General features: G+C 50.7%; 16 protein-coding genes and 1 other RNA gene. 1 reads left to right on the top strand and 16 read right to left on the bottom strand.

The window, feature by feature from the left end:
* The first annotated feature begins 20 nt into the window (after window positions 1–20).
* Window positions 21–923 (top strand): EamA family transporter RarD, encoded by a 903-nt coding sequence (gene rarD / locus ACTHSW_RS04600; RefSeq protein ID WP_070460489.1) that lies wholly within the window; start codon window positions 21–23, stop codon window positions 921–923.
* Window positions 924–1,016: 93 nt separating this feature from the next.
* Here rarD and murU read toward each other — a convergent pair whose 3' ends face one another.
* From murU to ACTHSW_RS04520, 16 genes are all read right to left on the bottom strand, one after another.
* A complete protein-coding gene (gene murU / locus ACTHSW_RS04595; RefSeq protein WP_070460487.1) occupies window positions 1,017–1,712 on the bottom strand; it encodes an N-acetylmuramate alpha-1-phosphate uridylyltransferase MurU in 696 nt (231 codons plus the stop codon).
* Between the two features lie 86 nt (window positions 1,713–1,798).
* On the bottom strand, window positions 1,799–2,299 hold the full coding sequence (hpaC, locus tag ACTHSW_RS04590; RefSeq protein ID WP_070460485.1) for a 4-hydroxyphenylacetate 3-monooxygenase, reductase component: 501 nt from the start codon (window positions 2,297–2,299) through the stop codon (window positions 1,799–1,801).
* A gap of 10 nt (window positions 2,300–2,309) precedes the next feature.
* A complete protein-coding gene (hpaR, locus tag ACTHSW_RS04585) occupies window positions 2,310–2,747 on the bottom strand; it encodes a homoprotocatechuate degradation operon regulator HpaR (protein WP_003684610.1) in 438 nt (145 codons plus the stop codon).
* 340 nt (window positions 2,748–3,087) lie between these two features.
* The gene (locus tag ACTHSW_RS04580; RefSeq protein ID WP_070460484.1) at window positions 3,088–3,594 is read right to left on the bottom strand and encodes a protein disulfide oxidoreductase; all 507 of its coding nucleotides are present in this window, start codon (window positions 3,592–3,594) and stop codon (window positions 3,088–3,090) included.
* Between the two features lie 87 nt (window positions 3,595–3,681).
* Window positions 3,682–4,074, bottom strand: a complete 393-nt coding sequence (gene rpsI, locus ACTHSW_RS04575; RefSeq protein ID WP_003681515.1) for a 30S ribosomal protein S9 — start codon at window positions 4,072–4,074, stop codon at window positions 3,682–3,684.
* 12 nt (window positions 4,075–4,086) lie between these two features.
* Window positions 4,087–4,518 carry a 50S ribosomal protein L13 gene (gene rplM, locus ACTHSW_RS04570; RefSeq protein ID WP_003684605.1) on the bottom strand — a complete coding sequence of 144 codons (432 nt, stop codon included), beginning with the start codon at window positions 4,516–4,518 and terminating at the stop codon, window positions 4,087–4,089.
* 178 nt (window positions 4,519–4,696) lie between these two features.
* Window positions 4,697–4,877, bottom strand: a non-coding RNA gene (ssrS, locus tag ACTHSW_RS04565) — 6S RNA.
* A 14-nt stretch (window positions 4,878–4,891) separates the two neighbouring features.
* Entirely contained in the window at window positions 4,892–5,188 is a 297-nt protein-coding gene (locus tag ACTHSW_RS04560; protein WP_070460483.1) for a cell division protein ZapA, read from the bottom strand.
* Window positions 5,189–5,199: 11 nt separating this feature from the next.
* Window positions 5,200–5,523, bottom strand: a complete 324-nt coding sequence (locus ACTHSW_RS04555) for a hypothetical protein (RefSeq protein ID WP_039864236.1) — start codon at window positions 5,521–5,523, stop codon at window positions 5,200–5,202.
* Window positions 5,524–5,597: 74 nt separating this feature from the next.
* Window positions 5,598–6,587 (bottom strand): NAD(P)H-dependent glycerol-3-phosphate dehydrogenase, encoded by a 990-nt coding sequence (locus ACTHSW_RS04550; protein WP_107810433.1) that lies wholly within the window; start codon window positions 6,585–6,587, stop codon window positions 5,598–5,600.
* A gap of 135 nt (window positions 6,588–6,722) precedes the next feature.
* Window positions 6,723–8,882, bottom strand: coding sequence for a polysaccharide biosynthesis tyrosine autokinase (locus tag ACTHSW_RS04545; RefSeq protein WP_107769119.1), 2,160 nt, complete (start codon window positions 8,880–8,882; stop codon window positions 6,723–6,725).
* 26 nt (window positions 8,883–8,908) lie between these two features.
* Window positions 8,909–9,358 carry a low molecular weight protein-tyrosine-phosphatase gene (locus ACTHSW_RS04540; RefSeq protein WP_070584690.1) on the bottom strand — a complete coding sequence of 150 codons (450 nt, stop codon included), beginning with the start codon at window positions 9,356–9,358 and terminating at the stop codon, window positions 8,909–8,911.
* Between the two features lie 171 nt (window positions 9,359–9,529).
* Entirely contained in the window at window positions 9,530–10,657 is a 1,128-nt protein-coding gene (locus ACTHSW_RS04535) for a polysaccharide export protein (protein ID WP_107769120.1), read from the bottom strand.
* Window positions 10,658–10,700: 43 nt separating this feature from the next.
* The gene (locus tag ACTHSW_RS04530; RefSeq protein WP_107810926.1) at window positions 10,701–12,602 is read right to left on the bottom strand and encodes a polysaccharide biosynthesis protein; all 1,902 of its coding nucleotides are present in this window, start codon (window positions 12,600–12,602) and stop codon (window positions 10,701–10,703) included.
* A 108-nt stretch (window positions 12,603–12,710) separates the two neighbouring features.
* Window positions 12,711–13,886 carry a DegT/DnrJ/EryC1/StrS family aminotransferase gene (locus ACTHSW_RS04525; RefSeq protein WP_070460472.1) on the bottom strand — a complete coding sequence of 392 codons (1,176 nt, stop codon included), beginning with the start codon at window positions 13,884–13,886 and terminating at the stop codon, window positions 12,711–12,713.
* Window positions 13,879–14,658, bottom strand: coding sequence for a methionyl-tRNA formyltransferase (locus ACTHSW_RS04520; RefSeq protein ID WP_070460470.1), 780 nt, complete (start codon window positions 14,656–14,658; stop codon window positions 13,879–13,881). Before ACTHSW_RS04520 ends, ACTHSW_RS04525 begins: the two co-directional genes overlap by 8 nt.
* Window positions 14,659–14,670 lie beyond the last annotated feature (12 nt).

Raw genomic sequence — 14,670 nt, 5'->3', positions numbered from 1 at the left:
ATTGCAAAAGGCCGTCTGAAATGACGAATTTATCCAAAGGTTTGCTGGCTGCGATAGCGTCCAATTTGTTGTTTGCCATGCTGTTTCTGTACGGCGTATGGATGCAGCCGATGAGTGGCACAGAAATTTTCGCGTGGCGTATGGTGGCGATGTTGTCGGCTTTATGCGTGCTGATGACGATGGTCAACGGTTGGCGGGCGGCGGCGCGGTTTGCGAGCAATATCGGCCGCGATTGGAAGCGGTGGCTATTGATTGTATTGCCGACGCCGATATTTGCCAGCCAGTTGTGGCTGTTTGTCTGGGGGCCGGTCAACGGGGAAGGGGTAAACATCGCCATGGGTTATTTCCTGTTTCCTTTGGCGATGATGCTGGGTGGACGGATTTGGTTTAAAGAGCGTTTAAACCGATTGCAGACGGTTGCCGTTGCGTTGGCGTGTGCAGGCGTGGCATGTGAATTGGTACGGTCGGGTGCGTTTTCGTGGACGACTGTATGGGTGTTCGGCACCTATCCGTTTTATTATCTGCCACGCCGAAAACTGGGTGTGCCTTCTTTAATCGGTCTGACTTTTGATTTGATGATGATTACGCCATTTGCGTTGGCGTATATTATATTTGCAACGGATACGCCGGCGATGATTGCGGCCAAACCGGTTTTAATTTTCTTTATTGTGTTGCTAGGCTTCAATAGCGCAATATCTATGCATTTGAATTTGAAGGCGAGTCAGTTGTTGCAGGTTGCGGTGTTCGGCATGTTGAGCTATTTGGAGCCTGTATTGCTTTTTATTGTGTCGATTGTATGGCTGGGTGAGCCGGTGCAAAAAGGCGCATTGATCGGCTATGGCCTGATTTGGTCGGGATTGTGCGTGATGATTGTCAATGGCTTGTTGGGAATGAAGAAAGAAAAGAAATTGGCTAAAGCTTGATGATAGATTAAGGCCGTCTGAAAACTGAGTTGGTCAATATTTTCAGACGGCCTTTGATATTGAAAGGGACGTATCGGATACGCCCCTTTTGTTTTACCAGCTTTGGGCGACACGGTCGGCTTCTTGCAGGCGTTCGACTGTGCCGACGTCCAACCAAAGGCCGTTGTGGTGTTCGCCGCTGATTTGGCTTTGGCTCATGGCTTGACGCAACAGAGGGGCAAGTTTGGCAGCCTGATGCGCCGGGGTATCTTTGAAAAGTGCGGGATGATAAACGCCCACGCCGCTGAAAGTCAGGGCTTGGCCGTCTGCAGATGAGGCGGATACCAGGCCGTCTGAAAGCAGGCCGAAGTCGCCTTCGGGATGGTGGGGTGGATTGTCCACCAGCCATAAATGGGAGAGAAGGTTGTGTTCCTGCATACGCTGGGCAGCCAGTCGTGCAGCTTGGAAATCAATGTCAGTCAACACATCGCCATTGACGACCAAAAACGGCTCGTCGCCCAAAAGAGGCAGGGCGGTGGCAATGCCACCGGCGGTTTCCAGGCCTCCGGCGAGTTCTGGAGAATAGGCAATGCGTACGCCGTAGTCCGAACCGTCTTTCAAGGTATCTTCGATTTGTTGGCCAAGCCAGGCATGGTTGATGACGATTTCAGTGAAACCGGCTTGTTGCAGGCGGCGCAAGTGCCAGCCGATAAGCGGCGTGCCTGCTACTTCGAGTAAGGGTTTGGGCGTGTGGTCGGTCAGCGGGCGCATGCGTTCGCCGCGACCGGCGGCCAATATCATTGCTTTCATGGGTGTGCCTATAATGTGTGAAACAGAAAAAGTCTCAGGCCGTCTGAAACATCGGTTTCATTTTTCAGACGGCCTGAGACCTTTATTTATGCCAAAGATTTGAATTGCCTACGAAAATACAGCAATGCCGGTGCCTGCGTGTCGGTATTGCGGATTTCGTTGAGCTGAACGAAAAAGACGTAATGCGTGCCGATTTCGCGTTGATCGACAATGCTGCCGTGCAGGTGCGCCAGCGCACCTTCGACTTCAAGCTGTCCGGTTTGTCCCCTGTGCCAAATATGGTATTCGAAGCGTTCTTCGGGCGAGAGGTCGGTCAGTCCGGCAAAGTGTTCAGCAACATCCTGTTGGCTGTCGTTGAGCGTGTTGATGCACAAGTCACGGTTGCCTTGCAGGATGGGAATGATGGCGGATTGGCGGTTGATGCACAGCATGACCGTCGGCGGCTCGTCGGTAACGGCAGTTACGGCAGTCATAGTAATGCCATAGCGTCCCGTTTCGCCGTCTGTCGTGATAATGTGTACGCCGGCGGCACAGGAGGCCATGGCATCTCGAAATGGTCTCTTGAGTGTGTGTGTTGAGTCTGTCATCCGGCTTTCTTTATTTTAATGCCTGCTCGATTTTTGCCAGCTCTGCCAAGAGTTCTTTGAGTTGTGCCATTTTTTCTTTGGACAGAACTTTTTCAATCGCATCGTAGCGTTCGTCAACCAATGCACCGATGGATTCATAGAGTTTCTCACCTTCGGGCGTTAGTTTCAGATAAACACGGCGTTGGTCGTTGGAAGGCTTCAGGCGAACGGCCAAACCTGCTTTTTCCAGGCGAGTCAGAATGCCGGTCAGGCTGGGGCGAAGGATGCAGGCCTGATTGGCCAAATCTTGAAAGTCGAGTGTGCCGTTTTCCGCTAAGAGCCGGATGATACGCCATTGCTGGTCAGTAATATTGGCTTGGTTCAGAATAGGGCGGAATTGGGTCATCAATGCTTCCCGTGCCTGAATCAGACCGATATTGATAGATGCATGTTTAGATTGGTTGGGCATTACTAAGTCTCCGGTGTTATCAAAAATCAAACCGTTGAAGCGTGAGGTAGATTGATAAAGGTGAATATTGCTGTTTTAAGGCTGCCATCGGCAGCCGGGTCTATGGGAACAAAAGCATCACTGCCACGATATTAGATGAGAATCTCTAACAGTTTGTTTTGATAATAATGTTTCCAATTGTTCTTATGGTTATATCTTAGTCTATTTTCTTTATAATCTCAACAAAATGATATGTTATTGGGAAAGAGATAGTTTATTTATTTATGAAATTGAATTGTTTGAATATATTCAGGTGAAATTATTCTTTAGATTTTCTATTTTTAGTGGATTTTCAATGAATTTAGCTGAAGATATTTGCCAAGTAAATTCTGATTTTTAATCCGATATAACTGGAAAGTCCGGATGTGTGATGAATCATTTTGCCATCTTTTAATATGATAATGGTTGGTGTGACGGCTATGTTCCATTTTTGAGCCATCAGGCCGTCTGAATCGTTGAAGTTTGGAAAGGATAGATTGTTTTGTTGCATATGGTGGGCAATGTCCGCGTCACTTCCGGAGCGCAAGGCTACGCCCAATGTTGGGATATTGTCTTGGTGCAGTTTTTCTATGGTTGATGATGTGTATGAACAAATACGACACCAGCTGCCCCAAAAATAAACGACGGCAACCCGATTTTGGCTGAAGGATTGGAGGGAAGTGGTTTGACCATTGGTTAAAGTCAGTGTTTGTGCTGCCGACTGCAAAGGTTGGTCAGGCTTGCGCACCCAGTCGACAATCAGGGATAAGAAGATGAAGAGAATCACAGCCTGAAGCAATGATTTGGCGTAGTGGAGCAGGGTTTTCATCATATATTGCGGGGATATTGGATTATTGTTTGATAAATGAAAAAAGCCTTGCAAAGCAAGGCTTTTTGATTCGATTCTGAAAACGTATTAACGTTTGGAGAATTGTTTTGCGCGACGTGCTTTGCGCAAACCAGGTTTTTTACGTTCAACTTCACGAGCATCGCGAGTAACGAAGCCTGCTTGAGACAGGGCTGGTTTCAGAGCTGCATCGAAGTCGATCAGTGCACGGGTGATGCCGTGACGGATGGCGCCGGATTGACCAGTTTCGCCACCACCGGTTACGTTAACTTTGATGTCGAAAGATTCGGCATTTTCAGTCAAAACCAGAGGTTGACGTACAACCATGCGGCTGGTTTCACGTGCGAAAAATTCGTCAACGGGGCGGCCGTTTACGATGATTTGGCCGGTACCTTTAGTCAAGAATACACGAGCCACTGAACTTTTGCGGCGGCCTGTGCCGTAGTAGTATTTACCGTTCATGTCGTGTCCTTATTATTTCAGTTCCAAAACTTTAGGTTGTTGTGCAGCGTGGCCGTGTTCGGCGCCGGCGTACACTTTCAGTTTTTTGATCATGGCGTAGCCCAGAGGACCTTTAGGCAACATGCCTTTTACGGCTTGTTCCAAAGCGCGGCCAGGGAATTGCTCTTGCATTTCACGGAAAGTACGCTCGTAGATGCCGCCTGGGAAACCAGAGTGACGGAAGTATTTTTTGTCTTCGAATTTAGCACCGGTCACGCGCAGTTTGTCTGCGTTGATGACGATGATGTAGTCGCCGGTATCAACGTGAGGGGTGTATTCGGGTTTGTGTTTGCCGCGCAGACGGTGTGCGACTTCGGCTGCGACACGACCCAGAACTTTGTCTTCTGCGTCAATGACGAACCATTCGCGCTTCACCTCGTGGGGTTTTGCAGAGAAGGTTTTCATGGTTGGAATCCAGATATATATAGAAAGTTATGGATTTTAAAGAGGAGATTGGTTTTTGTCAATCTTAATCGAACGTGTTTGATGCATGAATATGCGGTTTTTTCAGACGGCCGGAAATCTTTACGAAAGTCTTTACTTGGAAAGGGAAAAGCCACACCTGTCGGTATGGCTTTTTTAGGGAATCCCCACGAGTGCCGTTTAGGCTGAATCCGCTTGAACCTTGCTGACAAGGCGGTCACCTCGGGTAGTTTCGGGTGCGTCCGATAAACGGACGCTCGCGCCCACTACAGCTCCCGGCAACCTAAAGCGAACGTATTGGTTCAAAGGAATGTATGCCTTCGCGAACACCGCAGGGAAAAGGGGAAAATCAGTTTTACTCCAAGCGCGCCAGTGCTTTTTGGCACGCGTTGTTCATGTCGGTTATTCTACGCTCAAATTCACCGATTGCCAAATCGTCGTTGAGGGTGGCTTTCAAGAGGTCGTGTACAACGTTGAGGGCTGCCATGACGACGATTTTGTCCGTGCCGACGATGCGGCCGCTTTCTTTAATCGCATCGCTTTTTTTGTTTAGCATTTCAACGGCTTGCAGGAGGGTGGCTTTTTCTTCACTCGGCGTGTTGATGGTGAAGTTGACATTCATGATGTCGAGATTGACTTGTTCGATACTCACGAGGCATCCTTTTATTGTTGTGTTTCTTGGGGCAATCGGGCAATGAGGCTGCGGATTTGGTCTGCACTTTGGGCCAGCGCGTTGCGGTAGTTTTCTTTTTCGGCAGTCAGGTTGTCAATTTTGCTTTGCAGGTCTTCTTTGAGTTTGCCGACTTGAACCAGCAAGGCTTCACTAAGTTCGTCAATGGCAGCGTCGTGTTGGTGTTTTTGTTGCTCTTGCTCGAGTTTGAGTCTGTCGATTTCTTCGTTGAGACGGCGGTTTTCTGAAACCAGCGTTTCAAATTTTTGGACAAGTTGGTAAACGTTGATTTCCAGATTGTTCAGTGATTGGTTCATGTGTTTCCCTTCAGACGGCCTGATGGCCGCCATATTGTGCGTCAGGCCGTCTGAATGGCAGACGGCGCGACCGTTTATTCGAAGCGCGCGCTTCGTTCCATCAGTCGTTCAACGACTTGCTGCGGGGTCATTTCTTTGCGGATGAGTTGCAGCAGGGTTTGAGTGATGGGCATATCGATTTGGTATTTGGCAGCGGTGTTGAAGACTTCTTCAATGGTGCTGACGCCTTCGGAAACGTGGCCGATTTCAACAAGCACTTGATGCAACTCTTTGCCTTCTGCGAGGCCGAGGCCGACGCGGCGGTTGCGCGAGAGTGCGCCGGTACAGGTTAGGATAAGGTCGCCGATGCCTGCCAAGCCCATCATGGTTTTAGGTTGTGCGCCCATGGCGATGGCAAGGCGGGTGATTTCGGCAAGGCCGCGTGTTACTAAGGCTGCGCGTGCATTGAGGCCGTATTCGAGGCCGTCTGAAAGGCCGGTGGCAATTGCCATGACGTTTTTAACGGCACCGCCCACAGCGACGCCGATGACGTCGGTGCTGCCGTACAGGCGCATTACGTTGGTGTTCAGTTGGGCAGTGGTTTCTTCCACCCAGTCTTTGTTTTCGGAAGCAAGCACGACGGCGCAAGGTAGTTGTGCTGCAAGTTCTTGGGCAAAGCTCGGTCCTGAGAGAACGCCGATTTTTTTATTGTTAGGCAGGACTTCTTTCAGTACTTGGAAAGTCAAAAGGCCGGTATCTTGTTCAAAACCTTTGCAGGCGGCGAGAACGGGAATATCGGCGGCGTTATGCTGTTTGAGCAGCTCGGCGCTGCTTCTGAGTCCGGCTACGGAGGTGACGATCAGGGCAAGTTGGCTGTCTTTCAGCGCTTCTCCCAAATCGGCGTGAACGGTTAGGGACTCAGGGAAAGGGAAGCCGGGCAGGCCGCGTTTGTTTTCGCGATCTGCTTGCAGGGTGCGGATTTGGTCGGGATTGCGTGTCCAAAGGGCAACTTCATTGTTGTGGTGCGCAAAGTGCAACGCGAGAGCTGTACCCCACGAACCTGCGCCGATGACGGTAATTTTCATGTTTCTCTTCCATATGGGAACGGGGCTTACTTTAAAACAAACGGCTTTGGGGTGCAAGGGCGGCGTTTGTGAAAAATTTTTTGTGCCGTTTAAAAAGCCTTAGGCCGTCTGAAAGTTCAGACGGCCTGCTTCGGTTTATGATTTATTGTTACCGGAATGGTAGGCATCGTAGGCGTAGTAGTCGTAGCTGTTGTTGGCTTCGCGCTTCATGCCGTTGAGGACGACACCTTTGATGTTGATACGGTTTTGTTTGAGGCGTTCAACGCTGGCCTCAAGCTCTCGTGCACGCGTGTGTGCATAACGGCTTATCATCAGGACGGTGCCTGCATGTTGGCCGATGATGACGGCGTCGGTCACGGCCAATACAGGCGGCGTGTCCAAGATGACGTAATCGTAGCGTTGGCGCGCGTGGGCGAGCAACTCGTTGAAACGTTTGTCCATCAAAAGCTCGGATGGATTGCTAGGATAGCTGCCGCTGCTGATGAGGTGGAGGTTTTCAATGCCGGTCTCTTGTACGGCTTTGGCCGGAGCCGCTTTGCCGTTGAGGATGTCAGACAAGCCGAACTCGGGGGTAAGGCCGAAGAGTCGGTCGAGGTAGCCTTTGCGCATATCGGTATCGATAAGCAGAACGCGTTTGCCTGACTGCGCCATTACGGTGGCGAGGTTGGCGGAGATAAAGGATTTACCTGCTTCAGGCGCGGCACCGGTAATCATGAGGATGTTGTTAGGCGCGTCCAGCATGGAGAAGTAGATATTGGTGCGCAGGGCGCGGATGGCTTCGACGGCAGTATCGGCGCGGTCTTCACTGGCCAGCAGATAGTTGGAACGGCCGCCGGTTTTCTTGAATTTGCTTTTGAAGAAGTCGCGTTTTTGCTGGGTTTTGGAGTGCGGAACAAGAGCGACGACTTCCAAATTGAGGTTTTCGATTTCTGCAGATGAAGTAATGCCGTTTTTCATGCGGTTGCGAATCATCAGCCACAAAGCGGTCAATGAGCCTGCGGCAAGTGCGCTCAGGAACGTGATTACGGCTTTACGCGGTGCAACGGGGTTTTCAGGGACATAGGCATAATCGACGATGCGGACATTACCTTGCGCGCTGGCTTTCATGATGTTGAGTTCTTGTTGTTTGCTCAACAGTTGGACGTAGGTAGCCTGGTTGGTTTCTACGTCGCGGGTCAGGCGGATAACTTCTTGTTGGGTATTCGGCAACTCGGCGATTTGTTGATTGATTTTGTTTTTAGCGCGCTCGAGAACGGCAAGTTTGTCCAATACGGCTTTATAGGAAGGGTGTTCCGGCGTGTACAGCTCGGCTAAGCCTGCTTCTTCGGTTTTGAGCAGGGTAATTTGGGTTTCGATGCTGGTCAGGCTTTCCAATGCGCCTTTGGACTCGAGTGGAATGTCGAGAGAGCCTGATTGTTGGCGGTAGGCATTGAGTTTGTTTTCAGCGTCTTGCAAGGTTTCTTTCAAGCGTGGCAATTCTTCGCTGATGAAGGCCAAACCGCTGGATGCAACTTGGACATCGCGTTCACGGTTTTGCGCAACGTAGTTGTCGGCAATGCTGTTGAGGATGACGCTGGTACGTTTAGGGTCGGTGCCGGTAAAGGCAAGGTTGATGATGGGGCTAGTTTTACCTTTGCTGATAACAGCCAGTTTGTTTTGGATGTTTTCGATGGCGCTGATGCGGGAGAACTTGGTCAACGTAAATTCTTGACCCGGATTGGCCAGTATTTGATCGATTTTGAGGGTGGTGTGATTGTTGATTTTCAGAGGCACGCCGACCTTGCCTTCGACGACGCGTTTGTCAGGAAGGGTAAGGGTATAGGCCTTGTTGCTTTTGGCGGTCAGCGTGAAGGTTTTGTTGAACCATTCGTCTTGTACGGTAAAGCTGCCGACGGTCAATTTAGGATCGGGGTCGCCGCTGATGTTGTGCATCAGGCTGCCGATAACGGGTGTGTATTTGGCTTTGACTTCTTGGTCAAGCTGAAGGTCATCGACGGTTTTACCCAGCACCAAGCGTGATTGAACCAGCTCGACTTCTGCTTCAGACGGCGTGGTTTGATTGTTGAAGATGCTGTTGATTTCGGTCAGGATTTGGTTTTGTCGCGTTTCAATTTCCAGCATGGCGTCGGCACGGTATTGCGGAGTGGATGCCAGGCTGAAGGCTGCGCCAAGAATGCCGCCTGCAAGCAGGGCAGCGAGGATTTTGTATTTATTTGTCCAAATTACGCGCAGCTGTTGACCGAAGTCGATTTCGTCATTGTCTGCGCTGTAAGGTATGTAGGTCGTTTTTTTCATTGCTTGCTTTCTTGTTTATGCCGGTTTTATACCGGTTGAGTTTTTCCGTTTAGTTTGGTTTTCCAAGTGTCTGCGGCAGCATTGAGCTGTTCAAAAACGGCTTCAAACATTTCGCTGCTTTGTTTGTATGGGTCAGGTACGGTTTTTTTAGGTAACCATTGGGCAAACAGCATGGTTTTGCTGCGTGCCGGCGAATGGATGTCGGCAACCATATCGATTTGACTGGGCTCCATCACAAGAATCAAATCGGCCTGCTCGCACATTTGGGCGGTCAGCTGGCGTGCCGTATGGCCTGCAACGATAACGCCGTGTTTGAGTGCGGTTTTAATAGCTTGGAAATCGGCATCCTTCCCTGCCAGTGCTTTTATGCCGGCGCTGCTGATTTGATGGCCGGGTAGTTTTTTCTGCATGATCCGCTCTGCTGTAGGGGAGCGGCAGATGTTGCCTAGGCAGACGATGAGTATGTTGTGGTACATGATATTGTTTTCGGTTTATGGTCTGAAAAAAGCGTGAGTCAGACTATAAGATACTGCTTTTCCGTTTGTGTGGTGTGTACGGCTTTTGTATGCCGTTTATGTAATTGGTTTGGATTGTGCGTAATTTTGTATCCTGCTGTCAAACGAGGGTCTGACAGCAGGAACCACTGTTTATTTAAATGTATTGTCGAGGGTGTTGACGTTGCTGATGGAGTTGGTAATTTGTGACATTACGCGGTTCCAACGGGTAACCGGGGCGGCGGTAACGTAAACGGTATCTTCCGAACGCAGTTTGAATTCGCTGCCCAGCGCGTAAGAAGTCGCATCTTTCAGGTTGAGCTGATAGATGTGGATAGGTTTGGCCGCATCTTCTGGTGCGCGGCGGATCACGAATACGCCGGTTGCATCAGCATAGTTTTGGTTCATGCCGCCGACTTCGCCGAGCGCTTGGGTCAGGTTGAGGCCGTGATTGCCGATCGGCAGAGTGGCTTGTTTGCCGACTTCGCCCATGATGTAGATTTTGTTGTTGCTGCTGTTAGGAACGTAAACGATGTCGCCATGGCTGAGAAGATGGTTTTGTGACATATCGCCGTATTGCAGCATGTCTTGCAGGGAAATGGTGCGGTCGACGCCGTTGTGCGTCCATTTGATGTGTTGGGTGTCGGCACTTTGGGTGACACCGCCTGCTTGGTTGATGGCATCCAAAATGGTCATCGGGATATTGGTAATCGGCTGCTGACCTGCTTGGTTGATAGCACCGGATACTGAAATGCGTTGCGAACGGAATTCGGTAACGTTGATGGCTACTTGAGGGTTTTTGATGTAGCGTTTCAGAAGGCTGGTCAGGGTATTTTGCAATTCGTCCAAAGTTTTGCCTTTAGCTTGAATTTTGCCTGCCAATGGATAAGTAATATAACCGCCCTCATCTACCCAGGCACCGCGGCTGACTTGGTTGGTTTGCGGGTTGCTTTGCTGGATAGGGGAGTTGAGGTCGGAGTGCGCCCAAACCATGATATTGAGGACGTCGCCGCTGCCGATGCGGTAGCGGTAAGCACTTTTGCTTTGCTCCAAACCTTGGTTGTTTTGGGAAAGTACAGGCGGCTTGCGCATTTTTTCAATTAGGTTGGGTGTGATGGGGTAAACGGCAACGCGGCTGTCGAGATTGGTATCGGCTGCGGTGTCGGTATCGGTGTAAACAATTGTTTTGGTTCTGGTTTTGATGGTTGAACCAGGAATAACTGTCGTGCTGTTACAGGCAGTTAGTGCTAATAAAGCAAGCAGGGAGAGTGTTTTTTTCATGTAGTAGTCCTTGCGGGATGGTGTCCGGGCTGTCTGAAAATATTCAGACGGCCTTATTGTTTTGTTGCCAAACCAGGTCGCAGATACCGTCTTTAGGTACGAAGCCTGTCGGTGCGCGCAACAGAAGCTGGCGCAGGCTGTTTTGGTCGCTTTGGAGACAAGCGGTTTCGAGTTCCGACAGTATGTCAGATAATTGCGTCCATGGAAGCATTACTTCACTGGCGGTCATAATCCGGGGATGAGTGGTTTTTTGCACCTCATCACCGATGAGCAGTTCTTCATAAAGTTTCTCGCCCGGGCGCAGGCCGGTAATCTTGATTTCGATGTCGCCGTGCGGGTGTTGCTCGTCTTTGACTTTGAGGCCGCTGAGGACAATCATTTGACGGGCAAGGTCGATGATTTTGACAGATTCACCCATGTCGAGGACGAATACGTCGCCGCCTTTACCCATTGCGCCGGCTTGGATAACCAGTTGCGCCGCTTCGGGAATGGTCATGAAGTAGCGGGTAATGTCTTGGTGGGTCAGGGTAATCGGGCCGCCTTCGGCAATTTGTTTTTCAAATACCGGGACAACGGAGCCGGACGAACCCAATACATTGCCGAAACGCACCATGCAGAAGCGTGTTTTTTGTTCCGGCTCGGCGGCAAGGGCTTGCAGGCAGAGTTCGGCCATGCGTTTGCTGGCGCCCATGGTGTTGGTCGGACGGACGGCTTTGTCGGTGGAAATCAAAACAAAGGTGGAAACGCCTGCATCTACGGCAGCCTGCGCACAGCAGAGTGTGCCGAACACGTTGTTTTGAATGCCTTCGATGGTGTTGAACTCTACCATTGGAACGTGTTTGTAGGCTGCGGCATGATAAACGGTGTCGACGTGATAGGCCTTCATGATGCTGCTAAGGCGTTCTTTGTTTTGAACCGAACCCAAAAGCGGTACGACTTCAACTTGGCTGCCTTGTGCGGCTTGGGTTTCGCGCAACTCTTTGTCTATGCTGTACAGGGCGAATTCGGACAATTCAAACAACAGCAGTTTGGTCGGCCGGCAATTGAGAATTTGACGGCAAAGTTCGGAGCCGATAGAGCCGCCTGCGCCGGTTACCATCACGACTTTGTCGCTGATGTCGGCGCGCATCAATTCAGGGCGCGGTGCCACAGGAGCGCGGCCGAGCAAATCGACCACAGAGATTTTTTTCAATGAGCTGACGTTGATTTTGCCGTCCACCAAATCCTTCATACCCGGAATGGTCAGGACTTCGCATTTGTATGCTTCGAGGCGGCGGATGATGTCTTTGCGTTCTTCAGGCGTAGAACTTGGAATCGCCAGCAGAATTTTGCGGACGCCGTAACGGCTGATCAGCATCGGGATTTCGTTGGGGTTGTAGACGGCAAGGTCATAGATGACGGTACGTTGGATTTTTGGGTTGTCATCGACAAAGGCAATGGCCGAATATTCGTTAACCTGTTTGATGGCTTCCAACAACTGGCGGCCTGATTGGCCTGCGCCGTAGATGATGACGGGGGTCATCTGTTTGCGGTGATGATCGGTCAGAATCGCACGCAGGATCATGCGCGAGCTGGTGACACCGACCACCAAGACCAAGAAATAGACGATGGGCAGGGCAAGGTGTAGTTTTTGTTCAAAAATCAGGGTGGTCAGGCAGAACAAGACCGCCGAAATAATGCTGCCGAATGCGGCGGCGGTCAGGACGCGGATACTGACGAAGCGCGTGACGGCGCGGTAGAGGCCGATACGGATGAAAAGGATGATGGTCAGCAACGCGGTGCTGCCGAAAGCCAGCCAGTTGGCGATACTCAACCATTCGTCGGAATATTGCACTTTGAGGCTTTGGGCAAACCAAAACGCCACGAATATCATCAAGATATCGTGGATGACGAAGAAGGTTTTTTTAAGGTTGCGCGGCAGAGCCAGCAGGGTTTCCAAGTTCATTTTATATTTCTTGTGTCTGAGTGTTGTAATGTGGCTTGGTACGGATTGTTTGAAGCAGGCTGTTTTATTTTTTCAGACGGCCTGAAGTTGCAGGCCGTCTGAAAATGATTATGCCGTGGCTTCAGTCAATACGGCTTCGATGTTTTCTTTGCAGAACGCAATTTCTTCATCGGTCAGGGTTGGGTGCACCAAGAACATCAGGCTGGTGTCGCCCAACTCGACAGCGTTTTTCAAACGCTCTTTCGGACGCCAAGGCGTGTCATCGAAGGCTTTTTCTAAATACACCTCTGAGCAGCTGCCTTGATAGCATGGGACTTTGCGCGCGGTCAGTTCGTTGACGATGCGGTCGCGTGTCCAGCCGTCTTTCATGTGTTCAGGTTTGACGAAAACGTAGAACTTGTATTGCGCGTGTTCGATGTAGTCGGCCACTTCGACCAAACGGATGCTGGCAAATTTGCCCAAGCTTTCAGCCAGTTTGGCGGCGTGCGCTTGACGGCGGGCAGTCCATTCGGGCATACGTTTGAGCTGGATGCGGCCGATGACAGCCTGCATTTCCATCATGCGCCAGTTGGTGCCGAAGCTTTCGTGCAACCAGCGGAAGCCGGGTGCGTGTTCGCGGTTGTACACGGCATCGTAGCTTTTGCCGTGGTCTTTGTACGACCACATTTTGCTCCACAGCTCTTTGTCGTTGGTGGTTACCATGCCGCCTTCGCCGCCGGTGGTCATAATTTTGTCTTGGCAGAACGACCAAGCACCGACGTGGCCGATAGAGCCGACGGATTTGCCTTTGTATTTCGCACCGTGCGCTTGGGCGCAGTCTTCGATAACCCACAAGTTATGTTCTTTTGCCAACGCCATAATGTCGTCCATTTCGGCCGGCATACCGGCAAGGTGAACCACGATGATGGCTTTGGTGTTTGGCGTCAAAGCGGCTTTGATGGTTTCGGCGCTGATGTTTTGGCTGTTCAAATCGACATCGGCGAACACAGGATTTGCACCGGCGGTCACGATGCAGGATGCGGAAGCCAAGAAAGTGCGCGAAGTGACAATCACATCATCGCCTTGGCCTATGCCCATTGCTTTGAAGGCTACGTCCAAAGCCAACGTACCGTTGGAAAGGGCGACGGCGTATTGTGTGCCGACAAAAGCAGCAAATTCTTTTTCAAATTCGCGACATTCCATACCTGTCCAGTAGTTGACTTTGTTGGACAGCAGGACTTTGGAAACGGCATCGGCTTCTTCTTGAGTAAAGCTTGGCCATGGGGAGAGTGATATATTAAGCATTTGTTTTTCCTGCGAAAAGACTGGTTGAGCCTTTGGGGGCGATTTCTTCCAGCAGTTGGCGGTTGATCAGGGTGTATTTCTGACCTTTGATTTCGACGTATGCGCCGTCGTAAGGCGGGAACCAAAACGCACGGATTTTTTTCTCCACATCGTCGCCGTCGCGGATTTGCTTCATGGCTTCCATCTCATCACGGCTGACGTAGCGGCCACCGATGTTTGGCGTAGTCGGCAATTTGGTTTTTGACTCGATGGCGCGGGTGATGATGCGTCGCGCGAAATCTTCCAATGCCTGCATGGTTTTGCGTTCGAGCGATTGGGCGGTTTCTGTTTCAGCTTCGATAGGGAAACGATCCACTTCGATGATTTCGCCGGTATCGATGGAAGCATCGACGTAGTGGGCGGTATTGCCCCATTCGTTCAGCTCGTCCATGATGGCTAGGTTGTAGCCGCCTGTGCCTTTGTATTCGGGCAACAGCGCAGGGTGGAAGTTGATCGTGCCTAAAGTCGGAATGCTCAGGAATTCATCACGCAGCTTGCGCCAGTAAAGGACAGACAAGCCCAAATCGTATTTCAGACGGCCTTCTCGCATTGCTTCCAAAGCCGTATCGAAGGTGTACAGGGGTAAGCCCAATTCCTGCGCGGCGGCCGTGGTCGGCGAACCTTGTAGATGGTTGTCGGTCAAGACACCGACGATTTCGATATGGTCTTGTTTGGTCAAAAAACGAAGCAGGTTGGCGGAAACCTGTTTACGACCCATAAATAAGATTTTCATGGAGAAATGTCC

Origin of the sequence: Neisseria sp. P0008.S004, assembly GCF_051962755.1 — a bacterium.
GTDB classification, from domain to species: Bacteria; Pseudomonadota; Gammaproteobacteria; order Burkholderiales; family Neisseriaceae; genus Neisseria; species Neisseria subflava_A.
The sequence above is the reverse complement of the archived record's forward strand: the minus strand, read 5'-3'. Positions and strand labels throughout refer to the sequence as shown.

Bases quoted from the DNA above. Each gene is read 5' to 3' on its own strand.
- rarD (WP_070460489.1), top strand. From the start codon at position 21: ATGACGAATTTATCCAAAGGTTTGCTGGCTGCGATAGCGTCCAATTTG.
- murU (WP_070460487.1), bottom strand. From the start codon at position 1,712: ATGAAAGCAATGATATTGGCCGCCGGTCGCGGCGAACGCATGCGCCCG.
- hpaC (WP_070460485.1), bottom strand. From the start codon at position 2,299: ATGACAGACTCAACACACACACTCAAGAGACCATTTCGAGATGCCATG.
- hpaR (WP_003684610.1), bottom strand. From the start codon at position 2,747: ATGCCCAACCAATCTAAACATGCATCTATCAATATCGGTCTGATTCAG.
- ACTHSW_RS04580 (WP_070460484.1), bottom strand. From the start codon at position 3,594: ATGAAAACCCTGCTCCACTACGCCAAATCATTGCTTCAGGCTGTGATT.
- rpsI (WP_003681515.1), bottom strand. From the start codon at position 4,074: ATGAACGGTAAATACTACTACGGCACAGGCCGCCGCAAAAGTTCAGTG.
- rplM (WP_003684605.1), bottom strand. From the start codon at position 4,518: ATGAAAACCTTCTCTGCAAAACCCCACGAGGTGAAGCGCGAATGGTTC.
- ACTHSW_RS04555 (WP_039864236.1), bottom strand. From the start codon at position 5,523: ATGAACCAATCACTGAACAATCTGGAAATCAACGTTTACCAACTTGTC.
- ACTHSW_RS04550 (WP_107810433.1), bottom strand. From the start codon at position 6,587: ATGAAAATTACCGTCATCGGCGCAGGTTCGTGGGGTACAGCTCTCGCG.
- ACTHSW_RS04545 (WP_107769119.1), bottom strand. From the start codon at position 8,882: ATGAAAAAAACGACCTACATACCTTACAGCGCAGACAATGACGAAATC.
- ACTHSW_RS04540 (WP_070584690.1), bottom strand. From the start codon at position 9,358: ATGTACCACAACATACTCATCGTCTGCCTAGGCAACATCTGCCGCTCC.
- ACTHSW_RS04535 (WP_107769120.1), bottom strand. From the start codon at position 10,657: ATGAAAAAAACACTCTCCCTGCTTGCTTTATTAGCACTAACTGCCTGT.
- ACTHSW_RS04530 (WP_107810926.1), bottom strand. From the start codon at position 12,602: ATGAACTTGGAAACCCTGCTGGCTCTGCCGCGCAACCTTAAAAAAACC.
- ACTHSW_RS04525 (WP_070460472.1), bottom strand. From the start codon at position 13,886: ATGCTTAATATATCACTCTCCCCATGGCCAAGCTTTACTCAAGAAGAA.
- ACTHSW_RS04520 (WP_070460470.1), bottom strand. From the start codon at position 14,658: ATGAAAATCTTATTTATGGGTCGTAAACAGGTTTCCGCCAACCTGCTT.